This is a genomic window from Clostridiales bacterium (genome assembly GCA_030016385.1).
Taxonomy (GTDB): domain Bacteria; phylum Bacillota; class Clostridia; order Clostridiales; family Oxobacteraceae; genus JASEJN01.
Genome location: JASEJN010000044.1, coordinates 1 through 26,518 on the forward strand (window position 1 = coordinate 1; position 26,518 = coordinate 26,518).

Sequence of the window (26,518 nt, forward strand, 5' to 3'; positions counted from 1 at the left end):
CTCAAAATAACATAATCCTATTTATGCCATATTTCAAATTACGAATTGCAGTTATCGTAACTTTACAGAATTATATTATATTTTACTAAATAAGTCAAATAATGATCTATAATGAGAGTGCATATTTTATATTTGAAGAATATTTATACACCTCTATAATGGGGATTCCCCCATTTTACTATATAAAAGTCAATATTTGCTATATCCCATCAGCAACAGATATATATTCAACTATTCTGGCTGTTTAATATGTTGGATAACTTTTACAATAGTATTAATGATTTACAGTTAAGTTACATGGTTTGTATAGTTACCTTATTTATATTGAAACTGTTTCTTAAATATGTTATACTAACTACAATTGGTCGGAAATTAAAATTGATGAATGGATCTTGATTGAGATGTCCCTGTTCTTGATCTTTAAGATCCATTTGCTACGTTTATATAAGGTGAATGTCCATGTAGTTTGGGATGGCAATGAGGTCAAATAATACTGGCACAATTTTATAAAGGGATATCACTTTCATCACTCAAATTTACCTTTCCCATACCTAAATTCATGAAGGGCATCCGGCTTTTAAATCTTCCGGTAAGTACCGTGTTCTGGGCTGGAAAAGCCAGATAATATCTAAGTATTATACAAGAAAGGAATAGCTAAAATGGTAAAACCTGAAATAATATTATTTGATTATGGTCAAACACTTTTATCAGAGCATCATCGAGATCATTTAATAGGATTTGAGGCGCTGATGTCAAAAGCAGTTAAAAATCCAAAGAAAGTAACTGCCAAACAAGTTTTTGAATTTGCAAAAGACTTTCGTGAAAATATAGATACATTAGGAGGGGAAAGGCTGCCGTTTTTAGAACTCGAAATCCATAACCATTTTTTTATAAAATATATTTCCGAATATTTCGGACTCGAATTTAACTTTTCCCCTAATGAAATGGAACAGTTTTACTGGGATACTATTGCCCCGGCTGAACTGACCTTGCATATAAAAGAACTGCTTGATTATCTATATGAAAGTAATATCCGAACAGCAGTTATCAGCAATCTTTCATATAGTATTGAAACATTATCAAAAAGGATAAACCGGTATCTACCGCAAAATCATTTTGAATTCCTGATTACCTCAAGTGAGTATATATACCGGAAGCCTCATCCCAGAATATTTGAGCTGGCACTTGCTAAGGCTGATGTGAAGGCCTCTATGGCATGGTATTGTGGTGACAATGCTTATTGCGATGTGACAGGTGCTTCAAAGAGTGGCCTGTTTCCCGTATGGTATACCGGTGCTGCTAATTATAAACAAGACAAGCCTTCCATAGATCATTTAAAAATAAATGACTGGAAGCAATTAATTTATATACTTAAAAAACTCTAAACAAAAAGTCATATCGATTTTATCAATTTGGATGAAGAATAGCAATATTTACATTAATAAATCCTCGATTCGTAATATGAAATCAGGCATAAAATCGAAGTAAATAAATATTGTCAGTTCTGCTGTATACATGATATGAAAAAAAGGAGTTGCCTCCTAATCGTTAATACTTTTGAGGCAGCTCCTCTTTTTCAAAAGAAAATTATACAGATGCTACTTTTTATCTATATCTTTCTTATAAGCTTCAAACTGGCTCTTATAAGCATTGATGACATCGTCAATACCTGCCTTTTTAAGAAGGTCTAAGGCATTCTTGATATTGCTATCATAGTCCTTTACCCCGCATGCAATCGGCGCAATAACAGCCTTGATCTGGGTGTTTACATCAGTAATCTGGGTTTGAACACTAGAAGCATCAAAGGTAAAGCTGCTCGCAATCCCATCGGTAATATTAGTTCTCTTGCTGTAAAGAAGTTCGTTTGTAGCTTTTGGAGTTCCCGTTGCAGTACGCTCAAAATTCAAATTTCCAATCATCCAGTCTGCAAAGGAATAAAGCGGCGTATTTGTTGCAGAATTTACAATATCCTCTCGGCTACGTTCTCCAACTTTTTTATAATCGGTTCCCTCGCGTCCATACAGGAAGAGGTCGTAATTGTCCTGATTTGCATAAATCCAGTTTACAACTTTAACACCAGCTTCGGGATGTTTGCTGGAAACAGGAATAGCCTGCATGTTTCTTGTACCATAAGGACGAAGGAATTGTTTATTAGGTGCAAAATCAAGCATTTTAAAATCATCAACGGTAATATCCGGATAATTCTTTTTTATGTTATCAATTGAACTACCATAGGTTCCGAAATGGACAAACCAGTCTCCTGAATTTAACTGATTGTTCAATTGGTCGGATGTGAAGGAAAGAACATCGGGATTAATCAAACCCGATTTATACCATTCCCTTGCATTTGCACAATCTTTTTTAAATTCTTCTGTTTCAAAAAAGTTTTTGATTGTACCATCCTGGTTTACATAAACCATTTTTTCATATATTGTATATGGCCAAGTATCATACGTCTTTGCACAAGGTCCAAAATCAACACTGTCTGATCCCAGAATGGGAATGTAAGGTTTGCCGTTCCCTTTCCATTCCTTCATAATCTTCACATAATCGCTTGTTAATTCTTCAAAAGTGGTAGGAACGGTATTAATTCCATATTTTTTTAGAATATCCAGACGAATTGTAATTTCAGGACTAGTAGCGGATTCAAACCAGTAAGCCGGAATTCCGTATTGTGTCCCTTTAACCTGTCCATTTTTTATAGCGCTGTCAGGGGTATTCTTTAAAATGTTCCCTCCAAACTGTTTCATTGCTTTCGTAATGTCTGCTAATGCGTTACGGGATGCATAATTGGAAAGCGTGACACGGTCATTCATGACGCTGAACATATCAAATTCTTCTCCAGTAGAAAGCATTATGTTAATTTTCTGATCCCAAGAGTCCCACGGAATATACTGAATAGACAATTTCACTCCCACACCATCTTTTGCCATCTTGTCATTAATCATTTTGATGACTTTGCTATAATCTGTGGGTGCATCACCTGGCACAACGTATTTACAAGTTACAGCATTGCTGCCAGTGGATTGAGTCTTTTCCTTGGATGAATTATTTCCTGTACATCCGGAAATGATGAGGCATAAAAAAACTGCACTCAGTAACATCGCAAAAAACCTTTTTTTCATAATAACTCTCCTCCTAAAATATTATTATATTATATAATTAGCCCTTTACAGAGCCAATAATCAAACCTTTAACATAATAACGCTGCAAAAATGGATACAGTAAAACAATAGGCCCTATTGTAACAATAGCCGTAGCCATCTTCAGGGATTCCGAAGGCGGCGTAACGCTGCCTGTCCCGCTGAGAAACTGAAGATCACGCAGCATGGATATCTGCGATTTTAATTGAAGCAGCAAATATTGTACAGGATAAAGATTTTTATTGTCCACAAGCATGATAGCGTTCCACCAGTCATTCCAATAACCTAAGCCGTAAAACAGACCAATTGTGGCCAGTACGGGCACACATAACGGAAAATAAATTTTAAACGCAATTATAATGTCGTTAGCGCCATCAATGGTAGCAGACTCACGCATGGAATCCGGAATACCGCTTATAAAATTTCTCGTTAAAAACAGGTTAAATGGATTAAAAAGCAAATTAGGAACAAGCAATGACCAAATATTATTTCTCAAATGGAGTGTAGTACATATTAGGTACCAAGGAACAATACCCGAGCTAAAAACCATAGGGATAAAAAAGAACATTGCAAGAGCGTTTCTATATTTAACATTTTTGTTTGCCATCGTATATGCGGCAGAACCCGTTATTACTATAGCCAAAAGTGTTCCGACAACTGTTATAAAAATAGAAATAACATACCCTCTTATCACGCTTGAACCTCTCTGAAACATAAGCTTGTAAGCAAATAAAGAATATTTTTTGGGAAAAAAGCTATAGCCATATCTCATAATAGTGGATTCATCAGTGATAGAAACCATTAAGGTTAGAATCATTGGAAGCAAACAAGCTATGGTGAATAAAAGGATGAAAAATGAGATAATGACATTCGCTGTCGATATTTGTCTTTTATAATGAACTTTTTTCATTATTATAAACACCTTCCCATAACTTAATACAATGCGCCGTCAGGATAGAATTTTCTTGCAACATAGTTGGAACCATATACCATGACAAATCCTATGGCTGACTGGAATAAACCGATAGCCATTGCCTGCGCCGGATCTCCCACCTGCCGCAGAGCCCGGAACAAATACGTATCAATAATATCAGTTGTTGAATAAAGAGTTCCGTTATCCCCAACAAGGGCATAAATCATACCAAAATCACCGAATATAATTTTTCCAATTGCTAAGAGTGTCATAATAATTATCGTCGGCATTAATAGAGGAATTGTAATTTTCGTCATCTGTTGGAACCGGTTTGCCCCATCTATTGCCGCCGCTTCATAGATACCGGAATCAATTCCCGTTATAGCTGCTAAATAAATAATGGCATTCATTCCTGCCCCTTTCCAAATACGCATCAATACTAAGATGGTAGGCCATGCCTTGGGTTCTGTATACCAGTTGATGGCATTCATCCCAAACAATTTTAAACCCTTGTTTACAAGACCATACTGCGTAGAAAATAAGCTAAAGAGTATATAACTTACAACAACCCAGGAAAGATAATTTGGAAACAGCATAACAGATTGTGTTGTTTTAATAAACCATTTACATCTTAATTCGTTTAGCCCCAAAGCAATAAGCACAGCAGCGATCGTTCCTGTAATTATAAATAAAAGGTTCAAATAAATAGTATTGAATGTAACGCTAAACGCATATTTAGACTTAAAAAAGAATTCAAAATTTTTAAATCCTACCCACTTGCCATTAAAAATAATATCTAAAATGTTGCTTTTGTTATACCTGAATTTTTGAAAAGCTACCAACATATATGGATATGAACAATAACTGAATATAAAAACATATATCATTGCCGGAAGCGCGATAATATATGAAAATTTATTTTTGGCAATATCTTTTAATAGTCCATATTTTTTTTTATTCGATTTAGCCTTTTCCACTTTTGCCATCTCCTTTTACAATTAATATTAAACAATCTGTTTTATGTTAACTTAATGTAGATGGTTTTATTGTTATATACTTTTTAATTCTCTAATACAATATCAATCTAGAAAACTTTTAAAACTATTTTAATTAGCCAGTCTCTTTACACAGCTAAACGTCTAAATGATGATAAATATCCTGAACAGTCATAGAAACCATTGCAACGCTCTCATCAGAAGCGCCATAATATAAGTTTACAAAACCATTTTTCAGAGTAGCTCCGCAACCGAATATCACATTCCCGAAAAAACCATCTAATTCATATGGATATTCCGGTTCAATCAGCGGATATTCACTTCTGGCTAATACTTTCCATGGCTGATTCTTATCTAAGAGCATAACCCCCATACAATAACGGTTTTGTTCTGTTGCACCATGATAAAACTCTACCCATCCTTTTTCTGTCATAAATGGTGGAGCGCCTGCACCGATTCTGGCACAGTCCCATTTTCCCGGACGCACACCAGCAACAAACCGGTGCATACCGAAGCATCGCAAATCTGGAGATTCCGCTAACCACATTCCAGGTTTGGCAAAAGCAGAACTGCTTGGTCGATGAAGTGCATAATATTTGCCGTTTATTTTATCATTGAATAATACGGTATCTTTATTGTCCGGCTGAAACAAGATTCCTACCCTCTTTACAGAACTAAAATCATCTGTCATAGCCAGACCTACAACTGTCCCCCGGCAGGACGTAGCACTGTATGTAATATAATAATGACCGCCTATGTAACTAATACGTGCATCCTCGATCCCAAAAGCCTCATATTCATTTTCCGGTATCATAAATGGATAGTTATCTATCTTAAAATGCACGCCATCTTTGCTACGTGCCACTTGCAAGTGAGATATTGAGGTAAGATACTGTTTTTCTCCTACATAAAAGCTTCTCTGGTCATTGGTATCAGATATTTGTCCAAAAGGGAAAAAACGCGGCACTATTTTTTTTGTACTTTCATCGAATATAAGAGCTGTAATACCTCCTTCTCTCTGAATTGCCTTTTCTGCCACGCGAACAACAAGAACTGTTTCTTCTCCCATGGTTGCAGCACCTGCATTAAACGTACCTATTACTTTTGCATTATCACAATATGCAGGAATATTTTCCTTTCGGATAACGGGGTTTTCTTTTTCTCTGCAAATCATATATTTTAAACCGCCTTTCCCGTTTATATTTACTAAGTCTAATAATTTTGTAATCAGAATAGTTAAGTTATTATTACTTTACTCTATTTAAATATACAATCTTTTAATTAAAAAGTCAATATAATTAGACAATTATTACTATGGCAGAAGCATGAAACCGTAACCGCCTTTTACCACGGCTGAAATTGCAATAGGGTGTATAAAGATTATTTGAAGAATATTATGGAAAGAGCAATTAGCGGAAAGTCTTTAGAGTCTGTTAACTTTAGCTTCAGGATTAGCAGAATCAATGTTTGAGCGAAGATAAGTTTTGATTCTGCCCTGAACAAGTTTACAGACTCTTTAGGCTGTGAGCTTAGCGATTGGAATAATATTCTTCAAATATAAAATATGCACCCATTGCAATATTACTTGACTTGTTAAATATTATTTGATAATATAAAAATGTTAAGTAATTTATTAACTATTTTAAATAAAAGTGTAGGTTATAGTATGGATAGTAAAGTTACTATGCAAGATATTGCAGACATGTTAGATATTACTAAGGTTTCTGTTTCAAAGGCTATTAATAATCAGCCGGGAATCAGTGATAATCTGCGTGAGCAGATATTGACCACGGCTAAAAAAATGGGTTACCATAAAACAAATAACAGAGAAAAATCAACTAGCTATAATTTTGCTTGGATATGCCCGAAACGTTTTTTTTTAGAGGATGAAACTTTTTATACTACAATATATTATTATATAAATAAACGCCTCATGGAGAAAGACCATACCATTTCCTGCTTCGTCATAAATGATAAAGAAGAGAGTGAGAACAAACTCCCTCTGCAGTTTTCACAAGAATCTTTTGATGGTATCTTTATTGCCGGCGAGTTCGAACGAAGCTATTTGAAAAAACTTGAGATGATAGACTGTGCCAAGATTGCCATTGACTTTTATCTCCCGGATATGAACATCGATAGTATTGTTACCGATAATTTTTATACAGGTTTTGAGGCCACAAATTATCTGATTCGGAAAGGACATATGAAAATAGGCTTCGTGGGCAATATCAATAATACATCAAGCATATGTGATCGCTATTTTGGTTATCTTAAGGCACTTATGTTAAACGATCTTCCGGTTCGCAATGATTGGCGAATTGTAAATAATGATCCAGTTACTGGAGCTTATACATTGGATTTTAGCTTGCCTAAGGAATTGCCTACAAGCTTTGTATGCCATTGCGATAAAGCGGCCTTTATTTTAATGCAAAAGTTACATATCGAAGGCTATAAAGTACCTGAAGATGTTTCTGTGATTAGTTTCGATAATACAAGTATATGTGAACTTACAATCCCGAAACTTACCAGTATAGACATTAATCGAAAGCAGATCGCTTTACAAAGTATTGATCAAATGTTGCGTCGCTTGGAGCATACGGATTCTTCCCCTCGTAAGATATATTTGGGGGGTCATCTTGTTGAAAGAGATTCCATTACATCGCCCCGTAAGGAACAACTAATTCCATAGATGTTATTGTTGTTTTCTTGTTAAAGGATTTTTATTCTGCTTAGATTATATATCGGACTGTGCTGTAAATTGAGTATCTTTTATCGTTTGAATACATGCAATACGGAAGAAACTCCCGCAAAAATCAGCGCGGCAATCGGCCAAACCACCCAAGTAAATTCCCAATTGTTTGTATAAAAGCTCCATCCAAGATAGACTGCCACAATAATCGGCCAGTAGATGCCCGCGAATTTCGATACCTTTTTCGCATGCTCCTGTTCTTTCGGCTCAAACTCACCTTCACGCAGCAGTTGGTCATAACTATCTTTTATAGTCCCAGCAGTAATAAGAAGATATACCGCGACGGAGACGACCGCCAGCAGCAGGGCTACAAAGAATGATAACGTCATGTCTGAAGCCTCGAATATGCCAGTGACGATAAGAGGTACAGCACCCAAAATGCAGAGAACAACGCCAATTGCCGTATTCCGAACATACGTTATTTCAAATGCCACCCGTTTTTCCCTTATAATGCCCGATAAACCGTACTCAAGCTCAAAATTACTATTTTGCAGGTATTCAAAGCGTTTCATTTTTGCACTGTTGATAATGAATATGGTGACAGCCCCCGAGACCATCAATAATAGCGCTATAATGCCAACACCGTATGCGACGCTTTCAGTTACGGCGATGCCCTCCCCCGATACTGCGGACAGCAGAATCAATACAACTGGGGAGAGAATACATAACATAACGCCAAATGCAATCTGTCTTCCACAGTTGGCTTTATTCCCTAAAAAATCGTTCATTATTTACAACTTTGCAGCGGTGTGAACTTGTTGATTTCATGGGCAAAAGCCTTTCTGTCTCTCAACAGGAAGCACTACTTGAAATAAACCGGAGCTCTCTGTACTACAAACCCGTTGCTGCTGACAGCGACGATTTGTTAATCAAAATGCATATTGACAAGATTTATATCGCACATCCTGAGTTCGGATATCGTAGGATATGTGCATGGCTGAATCGCTATAATGGGATTGTTATCAACCATAAAGCAGTTCTGCGGCATATGCGTGAAATGGACATACAAGCAGTTTATCCGCGGGAAAATACAAGCAAGCAAGACCTTGCAAATCCAATATACCCATATTTGCTGAAAGGCCTGAATATCAGTCATCCGAATCAAGTCTGGAGAATAGGTCTGACTTACATCCCTTGAACAGGCTACCGCCCGCCCTTGACAACCGCGTATGTTATTGCATAAGCATGTTTACAGATATTGGAGGTTAACCTAACTTGTTTTTTTAAAATTTTTGTCTTGACAAAGGGGTGTACTTTAATGTAATAATTCTTTGCAAATAAATCTCGTTGGCCAAAACTCATATAAATAGAGAACAATAATACCCCCACAAAAAGACTTGAATTGTTGAGAAACAATTGGTAAGGCTTGATAGATTATTTCTGGATTATCGATCAACATCGTTGTATGCGGTGTCCAATCGTAACTTGTTCCAAATAACCCCTTTAAAGTGATAAGTTCTCTATTTGTGTCAGGCACGACAAAGAGTATCTTAGAGCCGCCAAATATTCTTTTAAAACTGGAATAATAATGGAAAAAAGATTTTTTGAACCGACAGGGCGTTGCTTATAATTATATACATAGACTGGAATTCACCTCGTTATCGTCAAGATTCCTGCACAAAAAGAGAACTTTTTAAATGTTATCTTGTTCTTGAAATGCTCTTTCAGTTCATCATATACAAAATAAAATTCATCCTCATCCCATCCTTCTCCGCATGCCTCCTTGCACGAATTCAATAGCAATCGGTTCTCAAAAGCAACGTCGCCGATTAAAATCTTCCCGTTGGCATGAAGCCGCTTGAACAGCGATTCAATAAGCAGAACTTTTTCTGCATCAGGCAGGTGGTGCAAAGAATATGTAGCAAGGATGAAATCAAAGCAGGCAGAAGAGATTTCAACGGGAAGCCCCTTGCTGAAGTCCGCTTGAATCAAGGTGGCATTCGGCATCTTTTCTCTGGCGATCCGTATCATTTCATGTGAAAAATCAACGCCGACGATCTGGCACCCTTGTTCATAAAGCTCCTTTGTCAAGGTTCCTGTACCAAAGCCGATGTCCAGCACAGACGCTTCTCTTTGGTTAAGTACCGCATTATATACTGCATTCAATATGTTTTTATAACCAGCAAATGGATAGTTATTCGCTTCATCGCACAGACCGACGCTTTTGTCATATCCGCCTGCCCACAAATCAAAACCTTTATTGTCAAGCATTTTTATATACTCCCTTATAAATCAGCAGTTCCCGAATTGCTATAAAAATTCCTGCTTACCGTGATGTTGTAAACTTTACACCCATAGCGCCATGCTTTCCCATATAATAAAAGATATAGCTTTTCCTTGGCGAAAGCTATATCTTTTTGGTGCGCCCGACAGGATTCGAACCTGCGGCCTTCTGATTCGTAGTCAGGCACTCTATCCAGCTGAGCTACGGGCGCATATTTCAACATCAATTATAATAACATATTGAATATTAAAAATCAAATACCCAAACTTTCAATTCGTAATTTGAACTTATGTTATTTTGAACACTCATTCGGCAGATTCAAGCTTTGTAAGTTCTAAGGCCAGCAGCCTTAAGAATCCAAAAACTTTTGAAACTCGCCTAAGCTCAGACAATCAAAAGCTCTAAGGATTCTTTGCGGCAGCAAAGCCAAGAACTTATCAAAACTTTCATAATGCTCATTCGTCGATCAAAATAGCATAATCCAATTTATGCCTGATTTCATATTGCGAATCAAATACCCAAACTGAGCTGTTCCGTAATAAAATTTTATTATGGAACAGCTCATATTTTAGCACCTAGTGATTTTTTAAAGGTGATATTGGTCTCCATTTAGAAAAGCTTTTCCTTTAATAAATGCTGAAAAATCGTCATCTGCCGGCACCTGCTGTGGTAATAGACTGATATGCACAAATACCACTTTTATATATATTTCTAATCAAACATTACTCTATGAAATCACATGCTGCACTCAGCCTTTAATTGATCCAATCATAACGCCTTTTACAAAATACTTCTGTATAAATGGATAGATAAGAAGGACTGGAATCATACTCACTACAATCAAAGCATATTTGATGACTGCCGCAGCCTTTGCGATCAAAGTCTGGAGCTCAGGGTCATCAACTGTAGAAGGATCGATCCTACTTGCCATCAGAATCTCACGTAAAAAGATGGTCAACGGATAAAGTTCTTTTTTATTCAGATAGATCATCGCATTGAAATAAGCATTCCAATGTCCTACGGCATAAAAAAGTACAAGTACCGCTATCACCGATTTCGATAATGGAAGCACTATGCTGATAAAATATCTAAAATCACTGCACCCGTCTATTTGAGCAGCCTCCAGAAGTTCCTGAGGGATATTGGACTGAATAAATGTCCTTGCAATAACCATATTATATACTCCTAGTGCTCCAGGAAGCAAAATCGCCCATGGAGTATTAAGCATATGGAGACGTTGGATCAGGATATAACTTGGTATCAACCCGCCGCTAAAAAACATTGTAAAGGCAAAGAAAAACATAAAGCCGTTTCGCCCAGGCAAATCACGCCTTGACATGACATATGCCGCTATCATGGTAACAATAATATTAATGGTAGTGCCCACCACCGTGTAAAACAAGGAATTACGGAATCCCAGGTAAACTTCATCGGTTTTCAGTATTGTCTTATATCCTTCCAGACTGAAATCAACCGGCCATAAATATACTTTTCCAGCCTCCACGGCAGGACCTGACGAAAAAGAAGCGGCAAGCACGAAGATGCAGGGATATAATACCAAAAGAAATACTATTGTCAAGGCAACTGTGATCAGAAAATAAAACACTTTGTCACCCCAACTGAGCGATTTTAATTTATTCATTTCGCACCTCCTAGAAAATTCCGCTGCCGCTTAACTTTTTGCTTATCGTATTGGCCAGAATAAGCAATGCAAAGTTAATGACAGAATTAAACATACCAATTGCCGTAGCATAGGAGAAATCCGTGATTCCAGATGCAAGACCCACCTTGTATACATAAGTTGAAATAATTTCACTGTAGGCGATATTAAGGTTATTCTGCATGAGATATGCTTTTTCAAAACCTATACTCATAATATGTCCAACCGCAAGAATCAGCATGATGCTGATCGTAGGCATGATACCTGGAATATCTATATATCGCAGCCTCTGAAAGCGCGTAGCACCGTCAATGGTCGCTGCCTCGTACAAGGTTGGATCAATTCCCGCAAGAGCAGCGATATAGATAATCGAACTATATCCTGCATTCTGCCATACCCCAGACCATACGTAAATATGTTTGAATAAGCGCCCCTTGGCCAGAATATCCGGTGCCGTAGTGCCTGTAAGCATTGTATAAATGGCTCCATAAATACCGCTGCGATAATTCAAAAGCTGGAAAATCAAACCTACTATAACTACTGTAGAGATAAAATGCGGCAGATATGTGACCGTCTGAATAATTTTTTTGTATTTTCTACCTGGCAATGCGTTTAAAAACAGGGCAAACAGGATCGGTATCGGGAATGTTAATAAGCCATATATCGATAGGGTCAGAGTATTTCTCAGCGTTCTTGCAAAGTAAGCCGATTTAAAAAACTTGGTAAAATTATCTAATCCGACCCATGCGCTTCCAAAGATACCATCCCGAAAATTATATTTTTTAAATGCGATAATCAAACCTCCCATTGGAATATAAGCAAAGATAAATGTAAATAGCAGCGGAATCAAAAGCATCAGATAAAGCTGCCATCTTCTTAACATTCTTTGTTTGAGAGATTGGGATGATATTTGTACAATCTCTTTGGACGCATCAACTGATATATAGCCGTTCCTATCTTTCATTTTCACTAAGCACTCCCCCCTTTTTATTTTGTTTGTAAGACGGCATCCAGTGCTGCCATCTTACAAACAGATTGAATTATTATTTCCTTATTTGAGAGTACGGTTATATGCTGCTTGAGCTGCATCGAGCCATTGCTGAAGACCCATACCTTTCATTTCATCAAGATAAGTCTTCCACCCTGAATCGTCCAGGGGACGCTGTCCCGTTATAAACTCTGCAGTCGCCGTATTCACATAAGTGGTGATATCGGTGGTCGGCGTAGCGATACTCTGTGCTTCATCAATGGTGTAATGGAGCGCTGGAATTGTTACCTTAGGATGCCGGTCGGCATAATACTTGGTATTGATAATTCCAGGTATCTGGCTTGGTAGATCGCTCACAAATTTGTCTTTCTTGCTCGTCACACCATCTGTATATCCCAAATTCATCTTAAGGGATGCATAGCGAGGTCCCGCGTTCTGCCATGACCTGTTATGATTTGATGTCCATACATTCTGTTCTGTTCCATACCTATATACCATAGTAACCGCATCCGTAATGCCATTGACTACATTCGTGTTCGTGTATTTTGCACATTCCTTCGGATCACTTGTCCAGTCATAGCCTTCCCGGCCAAAACGGTTTATCATGGTTATGGTATAGTTGTAGAAATATTCTCCAAGGCGATATGCCTCTTCCGAATGCTTACAAGAGGATGTGATATACCAAATTGTACCTGGATTATAGGAACTGTATGGCGTCCAGCTTATCCCCTTGGGACCTGTGAGGGGCTCGATGCATTCCATCTGCAGGAAGTTCGGATTTTTATCATTATCTGGCCAGTTGCCGCCGTTGCTTCCTACCGATACAAAGCCTACGATCGGGGTTTCCGCATTCAAAGTAGCCTTGAACTGTGTATCATCATCAACGAAGATAGAGTTTGACAAAAGCCCTTCTTTATAAAGACTCTTCATATACTGCAGCCCTTCTCTCCAGGCATCTTTCGTCCATGGAGCGATAACCTTTGAGCTGTCATTCTCATCCAGCTGCATGCTTACGCCATTACTAAAAATGAAGCAATTCATAAGAGCCCAAACTGTATTCTGACCATAAGTGCCTGAAGCCATACCATATACACCAATTTCATCCTTTTTCCCGTTACCGTTTGGATCTTTGTTTACGAAGGCACGGAGTACATTTGCCAGCTCATCCGTAGTCTTTGGCACCTTTAAATTCAAAGTATCCAGCCATTTTCGGTTGATATAACAACGGTAGGGAGTTAAGTTCCATGTCTCATACTCATACTTTGCATGTCCGTATATTTTGCCGTCTGCTGATGTCATAGCAGTTAGCATGGCTTTTTTGTCTTCTCCCGGAATTTTGGCAAAGTTAGGAGACATTTTTACATTGTTTACATAGTCATTCAAAGGTATGAATAATCCCTTGCTTCCATACTCAAGTACACTTGTGGAATCCAAGCCAACATCCACTATATCCGGCATGTCGCCGCCACTGGATGCCATTAAAGACAACTTAGTCTTAAGGTCATTACCGTCTGTCGGAAATTCAAAAAATTCAAGCTTTACATTACAATCTTTTTCAAGCTTTTTGGTAAGCTCATTGTCCTTATAGCTGGTGATGTATTGGCTGGGTTGAATACCGACTTTCAGAGTTACACCACCCAGATCCGGCCCGCCAGCTCCTGTGAGCTTATACTCACCCTTTGTCTCATTGCCGGATGAATCCTTGGATGTTTTGTTGTTCTTGCCGCATCCTGCAAAACTGAAAAATACCAAGATCAATGCAAGAACAATTGCTATGATTTGATTTTTTTTCATTGAGAATCCTCCTTGTATAATAGTTTTATAAGCAGTAATGCAAACTGCTTACAGATTTATATAACCGGCATAAATAAATAGGAATTATACCAGCCATATCGCGAATGAAAAAGTACACTTTATCCACATCATTTCACTCTCATACAGTAATCAATATATAGAGAACGAGAACTGGCATCCATCGGGATAAAAACAAGTGCGATAAATCTTATCCCCCCATTCCCTCTTTAGCTTTGCATCCGTCAGTATGATTTCTTCTGTTTTCGCCTTCCCTGCTCCGGAAAATATTATTTGACCGCCGCCTTCTATGAAAAGCACTCCGTCCTTCCATTCCGTTTTTCTTAATGTCATAAGGGTAAGATAAGTGCCTTTTATCTGAGGCGTGAAAGTATCGGTAACGGTGATCCGCTGTCCCTTGACAAATTCAACCTTCCTTAAATAGCTCTGTACCGTCCCTGCAGGATAAGCCTTGGCAAGTTCCATAGTGATAGACACGCATGAATCCGAAAAGTTGACATCGCTTACTTCCGCCTTGTGTTCTGCTCCCGGAAGCTGAACTGCATCATTAAAGGTAAGAACATTGTGATAGCATGACTGCATCGTCCATATCTCATACCTCTGGGGTGAGAATGTCTTTCTGGAATAGGTTTCTACCCCCACATCGATAAGCAGGGGCCTGTTATCCCGATACAGCGTTATGCTTCCTGTATCATTATGATTGTGGCTGTCATTATTGCAGCCGGCTTTTACGGCCAGACAGAACTTATCGTCTCTTGCAATCATAAGGCCCGCACTCTCATACCAGATGTCGGGCTTCACTGGTGATTTGGAAGTGTCATAAGATGCAATTTCCTCCTCGTTGAATATACCCTGCAGGCGGTAGAACAGGTTACATGCCATCGGCTGAAGCCGTGCTGAATCCAGCTTATGGTCCATCGCTGCCCAGCTCATCATATCTTCATTTCCCGTACGCTTTGCAAAGAGGAATTCCCTTACTCCCGCCCGTCCGGCTATGGGTGAACAGTCCGCAAAATTGATATAGTATCGATCGTCTACGTGGACATTCATGATGTACGAGGCGATGTTCTTGATCTTATTTTTCTGATATACATTAAGGAATGCATCATCCATCACGGCATCCAAAACTTCAATGGCATTAAACAGGCAAAGGCCAGCTGCACGGTAATAGCCGGCTCCTTCATCGCAGCATCCATCCTCCCCATACCCGTCAACAAAATAATCAAGGCCTCTGCATGCCTGCAGAATCACCTCATGTATATCATTATCCGTAATGTTCTCCCTGCTTGTCAGCGCAATCAGCACGTTCTGGGTAATCCACGGGGTCCAATTGTTTACACGTCCCCATCCCCCCATCCAGCCAAAGCGGTTTCTCAGGTAAGGCGTAAGGATGCGGTCTGTGATTTCCCTATCGATCCTTTTGGTGATAAACGGGCAGATCTCATCCAGTTCCTCTTTCAGCAGATATTCCGCCATGGCCAGCTGAGCGCCCGTCTCGGCAGCAAACAAATCAAGTATCGGATCGGTACTGTCCGGCAGGCAGTAATGCTGCGACCACATATAGCAATTATGAGCCGGAATCTGCCAGCCGCTCTCTTCACAAATTGCCATAAGCCCGTTCACGATATCGTCAAGAAACCTTCCCCCGCCTTCTGCACATTCCGCCAGTATCAGCGTATTCAATATTCTTCTCCGGTTAAAATATAGTGCTTCATAGTTGGAACGGTTCCCTGTCCGGCAAAACTCCATGTACTTTGTGGCAGGAAGCACAGGATAAGCATAATTGATGTATTTTTCTCCCCCCTGAATGATTTCCTGCCTGAAATCATCCGGAAGGCTCCCCCAGCACTTTCTGTCCGATTCTGGTGCATATGGCGCAAACTTCTTAAAACCCTTCCGATATGAGCTCGCAATCTCAACAAACAATTACAATTCCCCCTTTTATATCGATCCCCTATATAATTATGTAATTTCCCCCTACTTCCCATGTGCCCGTCTTCGACCAGGCACAGTAAAATGCCAGTATCTTACATAAAGTCAAAAACCTTTATTATCAATAAATTATTTTCTTAAAAATTCTTTAGATGCGAAATCCTTGACTTTTGCCTGCAAGTTTGTTGCTGAATTTAGAATCTCTCCCGTAAGATTTACGATATTCAGATGGCGTCATGCCCATCTCTTTTTTAAAAATCCTGGAAAAGTATTGTGGATCTTGGTATCCTACCCCTGAAGATATCTCAGATATCGCTATATCTGTTTCTTTCAGCAGATTGCATGCCCTATCCAATCTGACATCCGTAATATATTTCGTTAAAGTTATGCCTTTTTCTTTCCTGAATAAGTTTGAATAATAATTTGCCGATATAAGAAATTTTTTTGCAAGTCCGTTTACCGTAATATTTTTATCGATATGTCCCAAGATATACTTTTCAGTTTTATTTATGATATTTCCTGTACAGGTTACATACCTTCCTATAATGTCCGTAATTTTTAATATCTTATCATAAATATCTTCCACTAATTCGTTTAAATCATCATAGCAGCAGATTTTATCCCCATTTAGCATGTTATAAGGTATAAACCTTTTTAACTCAATATTATTTTTGTGGCATTTTGTAACAAGGATGTCAATACATTTTGAATACATGATGTTTATATACTGCAGGTTATTGCTGTTATCCTTAATGAAAATGCTCCTCAGCAAAATCTTGATATTTTTAAGATCGCCTTTATCTATAAGATTCTGGAGCATTTTAAGTTTATAATCATTATGCAAACAGTTTTTACTGCTCATAAAATCGCGTAAGTATCTGTAAATGCAGTTATTGCCTGAGAACAGCCTGTGAGATAGGGCATACTTTGCATCCTCATATATCATGGAAGTAATACCGCTGCTCACTCTGCTTATCGACATTGTAGAAGGGATATGCAATTTCTCTACAATTTCATAAAAAACAGTATTTGTATATTCATTGATATCATTCTCTAATATAAATTTGTCTTGCCCGAACATAATAATAAATATCTGCCTTGGCTCTATTAAGTTATCTATTACCCTGGCTTTATAATTCCCCGCCTTTTCTTTTAAAAACATCTTGACTTTCGTTTTGATATTATCAAACGAGGTAGATTCATTTACCTTTGTGTTCAAATTTAAAATAGCTAAAACACAATAACCATCCCCGCCATCGTTTATATTACCGATACTGTTTCCGGCCATTTCAGCCGCCATAATTACAGGGTTATAAAAAATCTCATTAACCTTCCGCTCAAATCTAAGATTTTCATTGACCCTTTTAAGTTTCGATGCCGCACTTTCAGCTTGAAGCGCCCTTTTTTCTCCATTTAATTCTTCAATGACCCTGTTTAGAATTTCCTTAATGTTTGCCAAAGTTACAGGTTTAAGTATATAGCCTTCAGCCCCACTATTGATTGCTTCCTGTACATGTTCAAATCCAGCATATTTGCTTATCATTATAAATTTAATATAAGGAAAATCATTACGGGTCCTCTTTAGCAGACCAATTCCATCCATGTAGGGAATTTCGATATCTGCGATCACTACATCCGGCTTCCAGGCTTTGATAATTGCAAAAGCTTCCTTGCCATCTTCTGCCTCCATTACCGCTCCAAAGTTAAGCCCAATTTCATTAAGCTTCGTTATAATTCCTTTTCTTGTTCCTTTCTCATCATCGGCAACCAGGAGTTTGTACATATTAAATCCCCTTCGCAAAATCTCCGGTATGATAATTAAAGTTTCGATACCCTGCTTGACTCTCCTACCTATATTTAAGCCGTATCTATTATAAAATATAACTTTAATCAGATATTTATTTCCCCTTTATACTTGTTTTCGGTAATTTTTTAACCTGAAATGCCACCATCATAAAATTTCTTTTGTTTTATAGCCCAATGCATAATTTTCCTCCTTTTTACTGTCTTTGTTAAATTAACAAGTTTGAATCCTGTATTGAATACATTAAATTTAAACTTTTTCATCAATTTTGTGACTTTTCATATAATTGATTATAATACGTTTATTTCCACATGGGCATGGACGCTTTACAGATTTTATGTGGACATTTCTTAGAATCGATCAAACTTTCAATTTCTGCAAAAATGTTAAAAACGTTTATCAAAATATGTGTGTAAATTTAAGAAAACAGTTATAATTCTCACTCGGTTCGGTTAATCTTTTTGATATAATAGATTTATTGTCACTAGTTTTGGGGCAACTTTTTGGTATAATATTCAATATGGGAGTTGATATGCAGTGAGATTAGGCAGACCCCGGTTTTTGAACCGAATTTTAAAATATAAACATATTTTACTGTCATTAGTGTTCTTAATACAGATAGTATGGTTTTTTTATTGTGAAAAGACCGTAGTACCAAAGCATATTATGTATTCTCCATTGGATGATTACATACCGTTTGTCAAAGAATTTGTAATCGCATATGTTCTCTGGTATGTATATATGCCGGCAGGATTTATATACCTTGCAATCGTATCAAAAAAAGATTACTATAAGCTCTTAATATATATGTTTACAGGAATGACTATCTCACAGATTTTATATATCATTTACCCGAGCATGCAAAACCTTCGTCCGGTAATAACGGGAACGGATATTTTCTCAAGGGCGGTGCATTACATCTACAGTATCGATACTCCCACAAATGTTACCCCAAGCGTTCATGTGGTTAATTCAATGGCCGTATATATATCGCTTGCGGGGAGTCCCAAAATTTCGAAGAAAAGATGGATAAAGGTCCTTTTATTTGTATTTACCTTTTTGATAATCGCATCTACCATGTTTATCAAGCAGCATTCAATCGTCGATGTTTTCTGGGGGATTGCGCTATCTTGCATACTGTACATTTTTATATTTCCTCTGGTTGAATTTATTAAACGTCGAAAACATTAAAAATAAATATCCCCGCATAAAATGGCCTCTGCAACGCCTTCAGCCGAAGCCGCTCAAGAATAAACTTACCGATAAAAAATAAATCATAATATCGAAATATAGCCGATAAAAAGTTACTCACTTTTTAATCACTCTAAAAAACTTGGAATCTCCTATTTCCAAGGGCTTTCGATCTTTTTCTTTTTATCAAGTGTCAAAAGGGGAATTATACTAATTATAAAGTATCAAGTCAATTTACATATATTTCATTTCAGTTTAAGAAGGAATAACCGATATCAGTATAGAATGATAAATTTTGGGATGCATCTTATATAAAAGTCAAAGTATTCGATGTGCATTCTTAATAAAATAGACAAGAGGTGATTCTTTTTATGTCTGATTATAAAATGGCACTTTCAGGGGAAGAAAAGGACATATTGGATGGGAAGCGTGGTCCTGTATTACAAAAGGTCATGAAATCGGTAGTTCTTTACGGTGAAACATTCGGAGCCAAAAGGCTTCTAAAGATCGATGGTCCTGTACATCTTGTAACTTCATTTGGAGTGCCGATGCTTACGCCCGTATTCGATATAATGGATGAATTAATCTCAAATGGGTTAAAAACAGAATATCCATTTACAGTGAACCCGAGACCTATGGACTTTGAAAATGTAAAGTGCAGCATCATTCAAAAAATAGTGTTTAAAATGATGTATGGAAAGCAAAAAGCATATGAGGAACAGCTTAAAAAGGTAGGGCTCAAGGATACGAATGCATTTTCCTGTACATGCTACCTACCGGAAGTAGGAAATACGCCAAAGAAAGGTGACATACTTGCCTGGGCCGAATCATCAGCAGTAGTATTTGCAAATTCTGTAATAGGTGCCAGAACCAACAGGAATTCCGGAATAATAGAACTTTTATGCGGCATAGTGGGCAGAGCTCCAGAGTTCGGCCTTTTGACAGATGAAGGCAGAAAGGCAAAATGGCTTATCAAAGTTGAAACGTCTAAAGTACCTGAGGCGCAGGTGCTTGGAAGCGCCATAGGGATGAAAGTCGTCGAAGATGTGCCGTACATAACGGGTCTTGATAAATTCTTAGGAGCAGGTATGAGCGATAAAACCCTGGCCTATTTAAAGGATATGGGGGCAGCAAGCGCATCAAACGGAGCTGTCGGATTATACCATGTGGAAAACATTACTCCTGAAGCCATAGATAAAGAAAAGGAGCTTTTAGCCGAAGGATATAAAACATATGTGATAGATGACAATGAGATAGAAAGGGTAATAAGCTCATATCCTATATTATGGAAGGATATATACTCAAAACCAAAGGTATGCTTTATAGGATGTCCTCACTTGACTTTGAACCAGTTGCATGAATGGGCGGATAATATATCAAACGCTCTTAAAAAGGCAAATTTAAGGAAAGTCGCTGTAAATACAATACTATGTGGAGCTCCCGGCGTATTGGAGAAATTCAAAAAAGATAAAGAGACATATTCAAATCTTAAAAATATGGGCGTAAACTTAACATCTATCTGTCCGCTTATGTACATGGATAACTTTATATGCGCAAAGCAGCCTGTAATTACAAATTCCAATAAATTGAGGACATATACATCCGCAAGGTACTTTAAGGATGAAGAAATATTGAAGTTAATAGCAGGTAAGGGCATAAGGGAGGTTTCGAATAAATGAGCAGAGTATTTAAGGGAAGAGCAATTCTTAAGGGAAATATAAAGGGAGAATGCGTCGTAAGCCACGAAGGATTGAATACATTAGCGACTTATCAGATGAGCATATTGAAAAAATCCAAAAATGCTATTTGCGCCGACCAGAACAATAAGGACTTATATAAAAAAGACCTTGCCGGTAAAATAATATGCCTTCCAAAAACCATAGGCTCGACAACAGGAGGGATGGTCCTTCAAACTGCCGTGAAGATGGGTATAGGTCCTATCGCAATGCTTTTTTCAGAACATATAGATTCCCTTGCCGCCTCCGGGATAATACTATCGGATGTATGGAATTCCATCAAAATAGTATCCGTGGATCAACTTGGGCAGCAATTTTTAGAATATGTAAAAAATGGACAAACTATAGAGATAAAAGAAGATGGAACTGTAATAGTTGAAGGTGATTGATTATGGGATATGAAAAAATATTTGAACCCGGACAGATAGGAAAATGTAAATTAAAAAACAGGATCATAATGGCTCCCATGGGCAATATAAATATGGCTGACCCCATAGGGAGACCTCTTTCGAAGATGATAGATTATTTCGTTGAAAGGGCGAAAGGCGGGTGCGCCCTTTTGATAACTGGCCTGACGCCTGTTTCATACGGCATAGACCCTACAGTATCCGAAGACAACGATACAACATATTTTCCGCGTATAGACGGCTCATCGAGGACGCGCCTTGCAGGCTGGAGAGATCTTGCAGCAGGGGTGCATTCGTATGATTCAAAGATATTCGTACAGCTTACGGCAGGTCTTGGAAGAGTCGGGTCTCCGGAACCGGCGCTAAAGGGAAAAATACTGAAATCCGCATCATGGAATAAAAACTTCTATGTACCACAGCTTCCACATTTGCCGTTTACCGATGCAGGAATAAAAAAAATAGTAAGAAGCTTTGGTCAGAGCGCAGTGAATGCAAAAGTCAGCGGCTTTGACGGAATACAACTGCATGGTCATGAAGGTTACCTTATGGACCAGCTTACGTCGTCTCCATGGAACAGAAGGATTTTCGGAAGATACAAGAATAAATTCCAGTTCGGTATAGATGTAGTCAGGGAAATAAAAAGCAGATGCGGAGAAAATTTCCCCGTAATATACAGGCTCGATTTAACCCAAGCATTACTGGAATCCTATGGCAGCGACATATTCAAAAGCCATTTTATGGGCATGGAAAGGACGATAGATGAAGGCCTTGAATTCTGCAAAGCCCTTGCAGATGCAGGAGTGGACGCATTTGATGTCGATAAAGGATGCTATGACAACTGGTTCTTCCCTCATCCTCCGGCATATTTTAACGATGCGCCATATGTTAAAGAGGTCGCGGGAAGGCTTAAGGAATATTTTGAGAAAAACAATATAAATTCAAAAGTTATAGGAGTCGGAAAGCTTGGAAAACCTGAAGTGGCCGAGGAAGTCCTCGAAAATGGCTGGTGTGACTTTATTATGCTCGGAAGACCCCTTCTTGCAGATCCTTACTGGCCTCGTAAAGTAAAGGAAGGAAAAGTAAGGGAAATCAACCATTGCATAGGCGACCAGGAAGGATGCATACAATCCTTTATACTTGGTGGTCATCCGTGCTGTGCAATAAATCCATACACAGGATTTGAAGATACGAAGGAAATTTCAAAGGCCAAAACTATAAAAAATGTTGCTATAATCGGAGCAGGCCCAGGCGGATGCGAGGCTGCAAGGACTGCTGCCTTAAGAGGGCATAAAGTTACCCTGTTTGAAAAGGACGGCAGAGTCGGCGGGCAGCTTTTAACCGGAAGCCGGCTTAAGATAAAACATGATGTATTGAGATATGTGCAGAATCTGCAATACCGCATGGACATTTTGCAGAAAAATGGTACTTTGGATATAAAGTATAATACCGAGGCAACCCTTGATGATTTAAAGGGAAAGTATGATGTCATAATATGCAGCAACGGTTTAAAACCCTTTATACCGGAAATACCCGGCATGGATACTATAAAGTACAGCGAGGCCCGGGAATTATTAAAAAACGGCATGGAAATGCCCGAGGGCACTAAAAAGGTTACCATAGTCGGGGGAGGCGTCGTAGGCTGTGAAATTGCATACTCACTCTGCTATGAGAAAGGTATGGATGTTACCGTTGTAGAGATGCTCCCCAACGTTATGACAGGTGTTGTCCATGCGAACCGTGCTATGCTCCTCTGGCTTATGTCAGGCATGGGTTCACCTTCAGGGAATAAAAAAGATGCGATAAAAATACCCGTAAAGATATATAACGCATCAAAAGTTGTAAAGTTTGGGAATGGCAAAACCTATATAAAGGCCAATAAAGGCAGGAAGGATCAATATACTCCATGGCAGACTCTTGTTCCTGAAAATATCCATAACCCATTTGATAAAAAGCTCAACCCTGCCAATACCGAAGATATAACTATAGATACCGATTATGTTATTTTTTCTGCAGGCGGAAGAGCTGATGATTCCCTTTATTACAGCCTTTTAAAAAATAATTCCGCAAATGAAATATATTGCGTAGGCGATGCGAGACAGCCCGGCAGGGCTTGGGAAGCAATCACTTCAGCAAATGATATCGCAAGAAATATTTAAGAGAAACATAATATCATTTTTTAAGTACAGTGCTATTTCATAGAAAGTATAACATTTACAGGGTTGAAGGAATAACAGATTAGGAGGATCAAAATTGGCAGCCAAATCTATAAAAGAGCTTATTGAAGTATATGAATCATCCAGAGTGGAAATTCAATCCAGCAAGATAATATTTTCAGGTATGGATGAAATGGATGTATACAATATAACCGCCCCATTTAAAGATATGTACAAAGAGGTCTTGGCAGGTAGGGTTGAAAAAAGAGAAAGTGAAGATTCTCGTACCGTATTTTTTGTAAATAAAGAAAACAGATGGATTCCAAAGGAAAATATGATGGATTTTCGTCTTCAGGACCCTTTTATAACTAAAATAAAAGGAGAACTTATATTCGGCGGAGTTGAAACGTATCCCCACCCCTATATAAAAAATGCCCTTGGATATAAAACTGTTTTTTACAGGGGCAGCAGCACGGAAAAGCTGCATAAGTTCACCGAAGGGCCCGGAATGATGAAAGATATAAGGCTTATCGAGTTTCCTGAAGGCGAAATCGGCATATTTACAAGGCCTCAGGGGAAAATTGGCGGAAGAGGAAAAATAGGTTTTATAAAGATAAAATCACTTGATGAACTGAATGCCGATATTATAAGTTCCGCTAAACTTATTGAAGACCAGTTTATCGATGAAGAATGGGGAGGCCCGAATGAGCTTCATATATTGAATAACGGGCTTGTCGGCATCCTCGGACACATTGCACGTTTTGACGAAAAAGGTTACAGGCATTATTATTCAATGGTATTTTCATTTGACCCTAAAACATGTAAAGCTTCAGATATTAGAATAATTTTAATGAGAAGTGAATTGCCTGACGGAAGCGCTAAAAGGCCCGACTTGAAGGATGTATTGTTCAGCGGTGGAATAATAAGGTTAAACAATGGAAAAGCCGAACTATATGTAGGCGTAAGCGATGCTGAAGCATACAAGGTTACAATTGAAGATCCGTTTAAAATTTATGAAAAATAAGCATCACGAGAAAGATAGGGAAGCTTAACCAAGTATAAGCTTCCCTATCTTTTATATTCTGCTGTCTTTTTCCTCATCTTCATATTTTATGACAGCTATCAGGTAAAATTCATCTTTGTTTTTTAATTATACATATGTGAACTATTTATTTTCCGGTTCTGACCCGGCAGTGACTGTTTTTGATGAAATATTTCCTACATTTAAAATAAGGTTGAATACTATCCCGAATATTGCCGCAGTCGCTATTGCAGGAAGCTTAAGACCAAACATCGGAATCATGCCTCCCGGGAATGCGAACGTTCCGCCTATTCCAATTGTCAGTATTGTTGATATTACTGCAAGATTTCTTGTATCAAACATATCGACATTTTTATTTATCATAATTGCGATTCCCTGTACGCCTATTACACCAAAGAGATATATCGTGATTCCTCCGATTACTGCAGCCGGTATTGAAAATACCAGCGCTGAGAGATTGCCGAAAAACGATATAATCATTGTTATGACTGCCGCTGCGATAAGCACGCCGGTGGAAAAATTCTTCGTAATTGCCATTGTACTTAAGTTCTCACCATAATTTGTGCCGGCAGGCCCGCCTAACATGGCTGAAATCATATCTCCCAGGCCATCACCTATGAGGTTTAACCCGAGTTTATCCGCTATTTTATATGTCTTTTTTCTATCAAGCTTTTTCGATAAATCATTTACATACAAATCAAGCTGGTATACATGAGCTGAAGATTCAGGTATTGTTGCAATCGCGATTGGCATTATTGCAAGTAGGGATGACCAGCTCCATGTCGGAAGTGTAAAATGCGGAACTGTAATTACGGATGCGGATGTTATTTTTGCAAAATCCACAAGACCTGCAGGTATGCTCAATAAATAACCTAATATTATACCAAACAATATTGAAAGCTGTCCAAGCGTACCTTTTAAATATACTGAAAATATGATTGTGGACACCAGCGTTATCAGTGCTATGCCCCAGTTCTGAGAAGCGTTGCTCATGGCCGTATTGGTAAGTGAAAGCCCTATTATTATCGCAATGCTGCCTGTAACCGATGGAGGAAGTATCTTATCCATCTTTTCTTTACCGTATATTTTTATCAGGATCCCTGCCACAATGGATATAAGACCTGATGCTACAATTCCGAACTGCGCTTTGGAAATAAGGCTGTCCGGTGCTATCTGGCCCAGCTTTTTAACTCCTGTTATAGCGACTATCGCAGTAATGTATGAAAAGCTCGAACCATAGAAAAGAGGAAGCTGCCTCTTTGTTATGAGCAGAAAGCAAAGAGTTGCAAGTCCGCTTGCAAATAAAGTCGTTGATACGTGGAAACCTGTCAGTAATGCCACAAGAACTGTTGCAGGGAACATTACAAGTATCTGCTGGAGTGCGAATAAAATCAATTTCCATAGCGGGGGATTTTCATCTGGTAAATAACCGACTATTTTTTTCTCTTTCATTGTTTACACCTTCCTATTTAATATTTTTTAATTTTGTTAAAGAGAAATACCCTTTTCCTGTCAGGGTTGAAGTCCCGGGCAAAGCTTTCGCCGCATATAAAAAAACTTCTTACCCTGTCCGGTAAGAAGTTTGTCTGCCATTTGATTAACACACACAACTATATATCCATATCTTACCGGTCTCTCAGGGCCAATTTAAAGATATATTTATTGCATTTTTATCAGTATAACATCTCCGCCATATGAAGTCAATATCTATTTTTCTTGAGTTTCCGCATATTTATCCACACCACCTGATTTAAGAGAGAACAGTTGTC

The 26,518-nt window shown here is 38.2% G+C and carries 19 protein-coding genes and 1 tRNA gene; 7 read left to right on the plus strand and 13 right to left on the minus strand.

The annotated features are described in order from the left end of the window. Nucleotides 1–659: 659 nt before the first annotated feature. Nucleotides 660–1,385 (plus strand): HAD family hydrolase, encoded by a 726-nt coding sequence (locus QME45_10510; GenBank protein ID MDI6619088.1) that lies wholly within the window; start codon nucleotides 660–662, stop codon nucleotides 1,383–1,385. Between the two features lie 213 nt (nucleotides 1,386–1,598). Here the strand turns inward: QME45_10510 and QME45_10515 are convergent, their stop codons facing one another. The 4 genes from QME45_10515 to QME45_10530 form a co-directional block, all read right to left on the minus strand. Beyond that, entirely contained in the window at nucleotides 1,599–3,125 is a 1,527-nt protein-coding gene (locus QME45_10515; GenBank protein MDI6619089.1) for an extracellular solute-binding protein, read from the minus strand. 37 nt (nucleotides 3,126–3,162) lie between these two features. Further along, nucleotides 3,163–3,837 carry a carbohydrate ABC transporter permease gene (locus QME45_10520; protein MDI6619090.1) on the minus strand — a complete coding sequence of 225 codons (675 nt, stop codon included), beginning with the start codon at nucleotides 3,835–3,837 and terminating at the stop codon, nucleotides 3,163–3,165. A gap of 239 nt (nucleotides 3,838–4,076) precedes the next feature. Then, nucleotides 4,077–5,033, minus strand: coding sequence for an ABC transporter permease subunit (locus QME45_10525; GenBank protein MDI6619091.1), 957 nt, complete (start codon nucleotides 5,031–5,033; stop codon nucleotides 4,077–4,079). A gap of 154 nt (nucleotides 5,034–5,187) precedes the next feature. Continuing rightward, nucleotides 5,188–6,225 carry a glycoside hydrolase family 130 protein gene (locus QME45_10530; GenBank protein ID MDI6619092.1) on the minus strand — a complete coding sequence of 346 codons (1,038 nt, stop codon included), beginning with the start codon at nucleotides 6,223–6,225 and terminating at the stop codon, nucleotides 5,188–5,190. A 492-nt stretch (nucleotides 6,226–6,717) separates the two neighbouring features. Between QME45_10530 and QME45_10535 the strand changes: the two genes are divergently transcribed. Beyond that, nucleotides 6,718–7,740, plus strand: coding sequence for a LacI family DNA-binding transcriptional regulator (locus tag QME45_10535; GenBank protein ID MDI6619093.1), 1,023 nt, complete (start codon nucleotides 6,718–6,720; stop codon nucleotides 7,738–7,740). A gap of 80 nt (nucleotides 7,741–7,820) precedes the next feature. Here the strand turns inward: QME45_10535 and QME45_10540 are convergent, their stop codons facing one another. The 8 genes from QME45_10540 to QME45_10575 form a co-directional block, all read right to left on the minus strand. Next, nucleotides 7,821–8,528 carry an XRE family transcriptional regulator gene (locus tag QME45_10540; GenBank protein ID MDI6619094.1) on the minus strand — a complete coding sequence of 236 codons (708 nt, stop codon included), beginning with the start codon at nucleotides 8,526–8,528 and terminating at the stop codon, nucleotides 7,821–7,823. Nucleotides 8,529–9,390: 862 nt separating this feature from the next. Beyond that, nucleotides 9,391–10,011 (minus strand): class I SAM-dependent methyltransferase, encoded by a 621-nt coding sequence (locus tag QME45_10545; protein ID MDI6619095.1) that lies wholly within the window; start codon nucleotides 10,009–10,011, stop codon nucleotides 9,391–9,393. A 147-nt stretch (nucleotides 10,012–10,158) separates the two neighbouring features. Beyond that, nucleotides 10,159–10,235, minus strand: a tRNA-Arg gene (locus QME45_10550). Between the two features lie 537 nt (nucleotides 10,236–10,772). Continuing rightward, the gene (locus tag QME45_10555) at nucleotides 10,773–11,666 is read right to left on the minus strand and encodes a carbohydrate ABC transporter permease (protein MDI6619096.1); all 894 of its coding nucleotides are present in this window, start codon (nucleotides 11,664–11,666) and stop codon (nucleotides 10,773–10,775) included. A gap of 10 nt (nucleotides 11,667–11,676) precedes the next feature. Further along, nucleotides 11,677–12,654 carry an ABC transporter permease subunit gene (locus tag QME45_10560; GenBank protein ID MDI6619097.1) on the minus strand — a complete coding sequence of 326 codons (978 nt, stop codon included), beginning with the start codon at nucleotides 12,652–12,654 and terminating at the stop codon, nucleotides 11,677–11,679. 81 nt (nucleotides 12,655–12,735) lie between these two features. Then, nucleotides 12,736–14,466, minus strand: coding sequence for an extracellular solute-binding protein (locus QME45_10565; GenBank protein ID MDI6619098.1), 1,731 nt, complete (start codon nucleotides 14,464–14,466; stop codon nucleotides 12,736–12,738). 150 nt (nucleotides 14,467–14,616) lie between these two features. After that, complete coding sequence (locus tag QME45_10570; protein ID MDI6619099.1) at nucleotides 14,617–16,410, minus strand: heparinase II/III family protein; 1,794 nt, start codon at nucleotides 16,408–16,410, stop codon at nucleotides 14,617–14,619. 154 nt (nucleotides 16,411–16,564) lie between these two features. Next, nucleotides 16,565–18,199: a response regulator gene (locus QME45_10575; GenBank protein MDI6619100.1), complete on the minus strand. Its 1,635-nt coding sequence runs from the start codon at nucleotides 18,197–18,199 to the stop codon at nucleotides 16,565–16,567. Nucleotides 18,200–18,781: 582 nt separating this feature from the next. Between QME45_10575 and QME45_10580 the strand changes: the two genes are divergently transcribed. From QME45_10580 to QME45_10600, 5 genes are all read left to right on the plus strand, one after another. Next, a complete protein-coding gene (locus QME45_10580; protein ID MDI6619101.1) occupies nucleotides 18,782–19,411 on the plus strand; it encodes a phosphatase PAP2 family protein in 630 nt (209 codons plus the stop codon). A 371-nt stretch (nucleotides 19,412–19,782) separates the two neighbouring features. Next, on the plus strand, nucleotides 19,783–21,090 hold the full coding sequence (locus QME45_10585; protein ID MDI6619102.1) for an aconitase X: 1,308 nt from the start codon (nucleotides 19,783–19,785) through the stop codon (nucleotides 21,088–21,090). Then, nucleotides 21,087–21,536, plus strand: a complete 450-nt coding sequence (locus tag QME45_10590) for a DUF126 domain-containing protein (GenBank protein ID MDI6619103.1) — start codon at nucleotides 21,087–21,089, stop codon at nucleotides 21,534–21,536. The genes QME45_10585 and QME45_10590 overlap by 4 nt, the downstream gene beginning before the upstream one ends. Before the next feature lie 2 nt (nucleotides 21,537–21,538). Then, complete coding sequence (locus QME45_10595; GenBank protein ID MDI6619104.1) at nucleotides 21,539–23,710, plus strand: FAD-dependent oxidoreductase; 2,172 nt, start codon at nucleotides 21,539–21,541, stop codon at nucleotides 23,708–23,710. Between the two features lie 94 nt (nucleotides 23,711–23,804). Further along, nucleotides 23,805–24,731, plus strand: a complete 927-nt coding sequence (locus tag QME45_10600) for a DUF1861 family protein (protein ID MDI6619105.1) — start codon at nucleotides 23,805–23,807, stop codon at nucleotides 24,729–24,731. A gap of 141 nt (nucleotides 24,732–24,872) precedes the next feature. On the opposite strand, the gene QME45_10605 is transcribed toward QME45_10600, so the two are convergent. After that, nucleotides 24,873–26,201, minus strand: a complete 1,329-nt coding sequence (locus QME45_10605) for a solute carrier family 23 protein (GenBank protein ID MDI6619106.1) — start codon at nucleotides 26,199–26,201, stop codon at nucleotides 24,873–24,875. Between the last annotated feature and the right edge of the window lie 317 nt (nucleotides 26,202–26,518).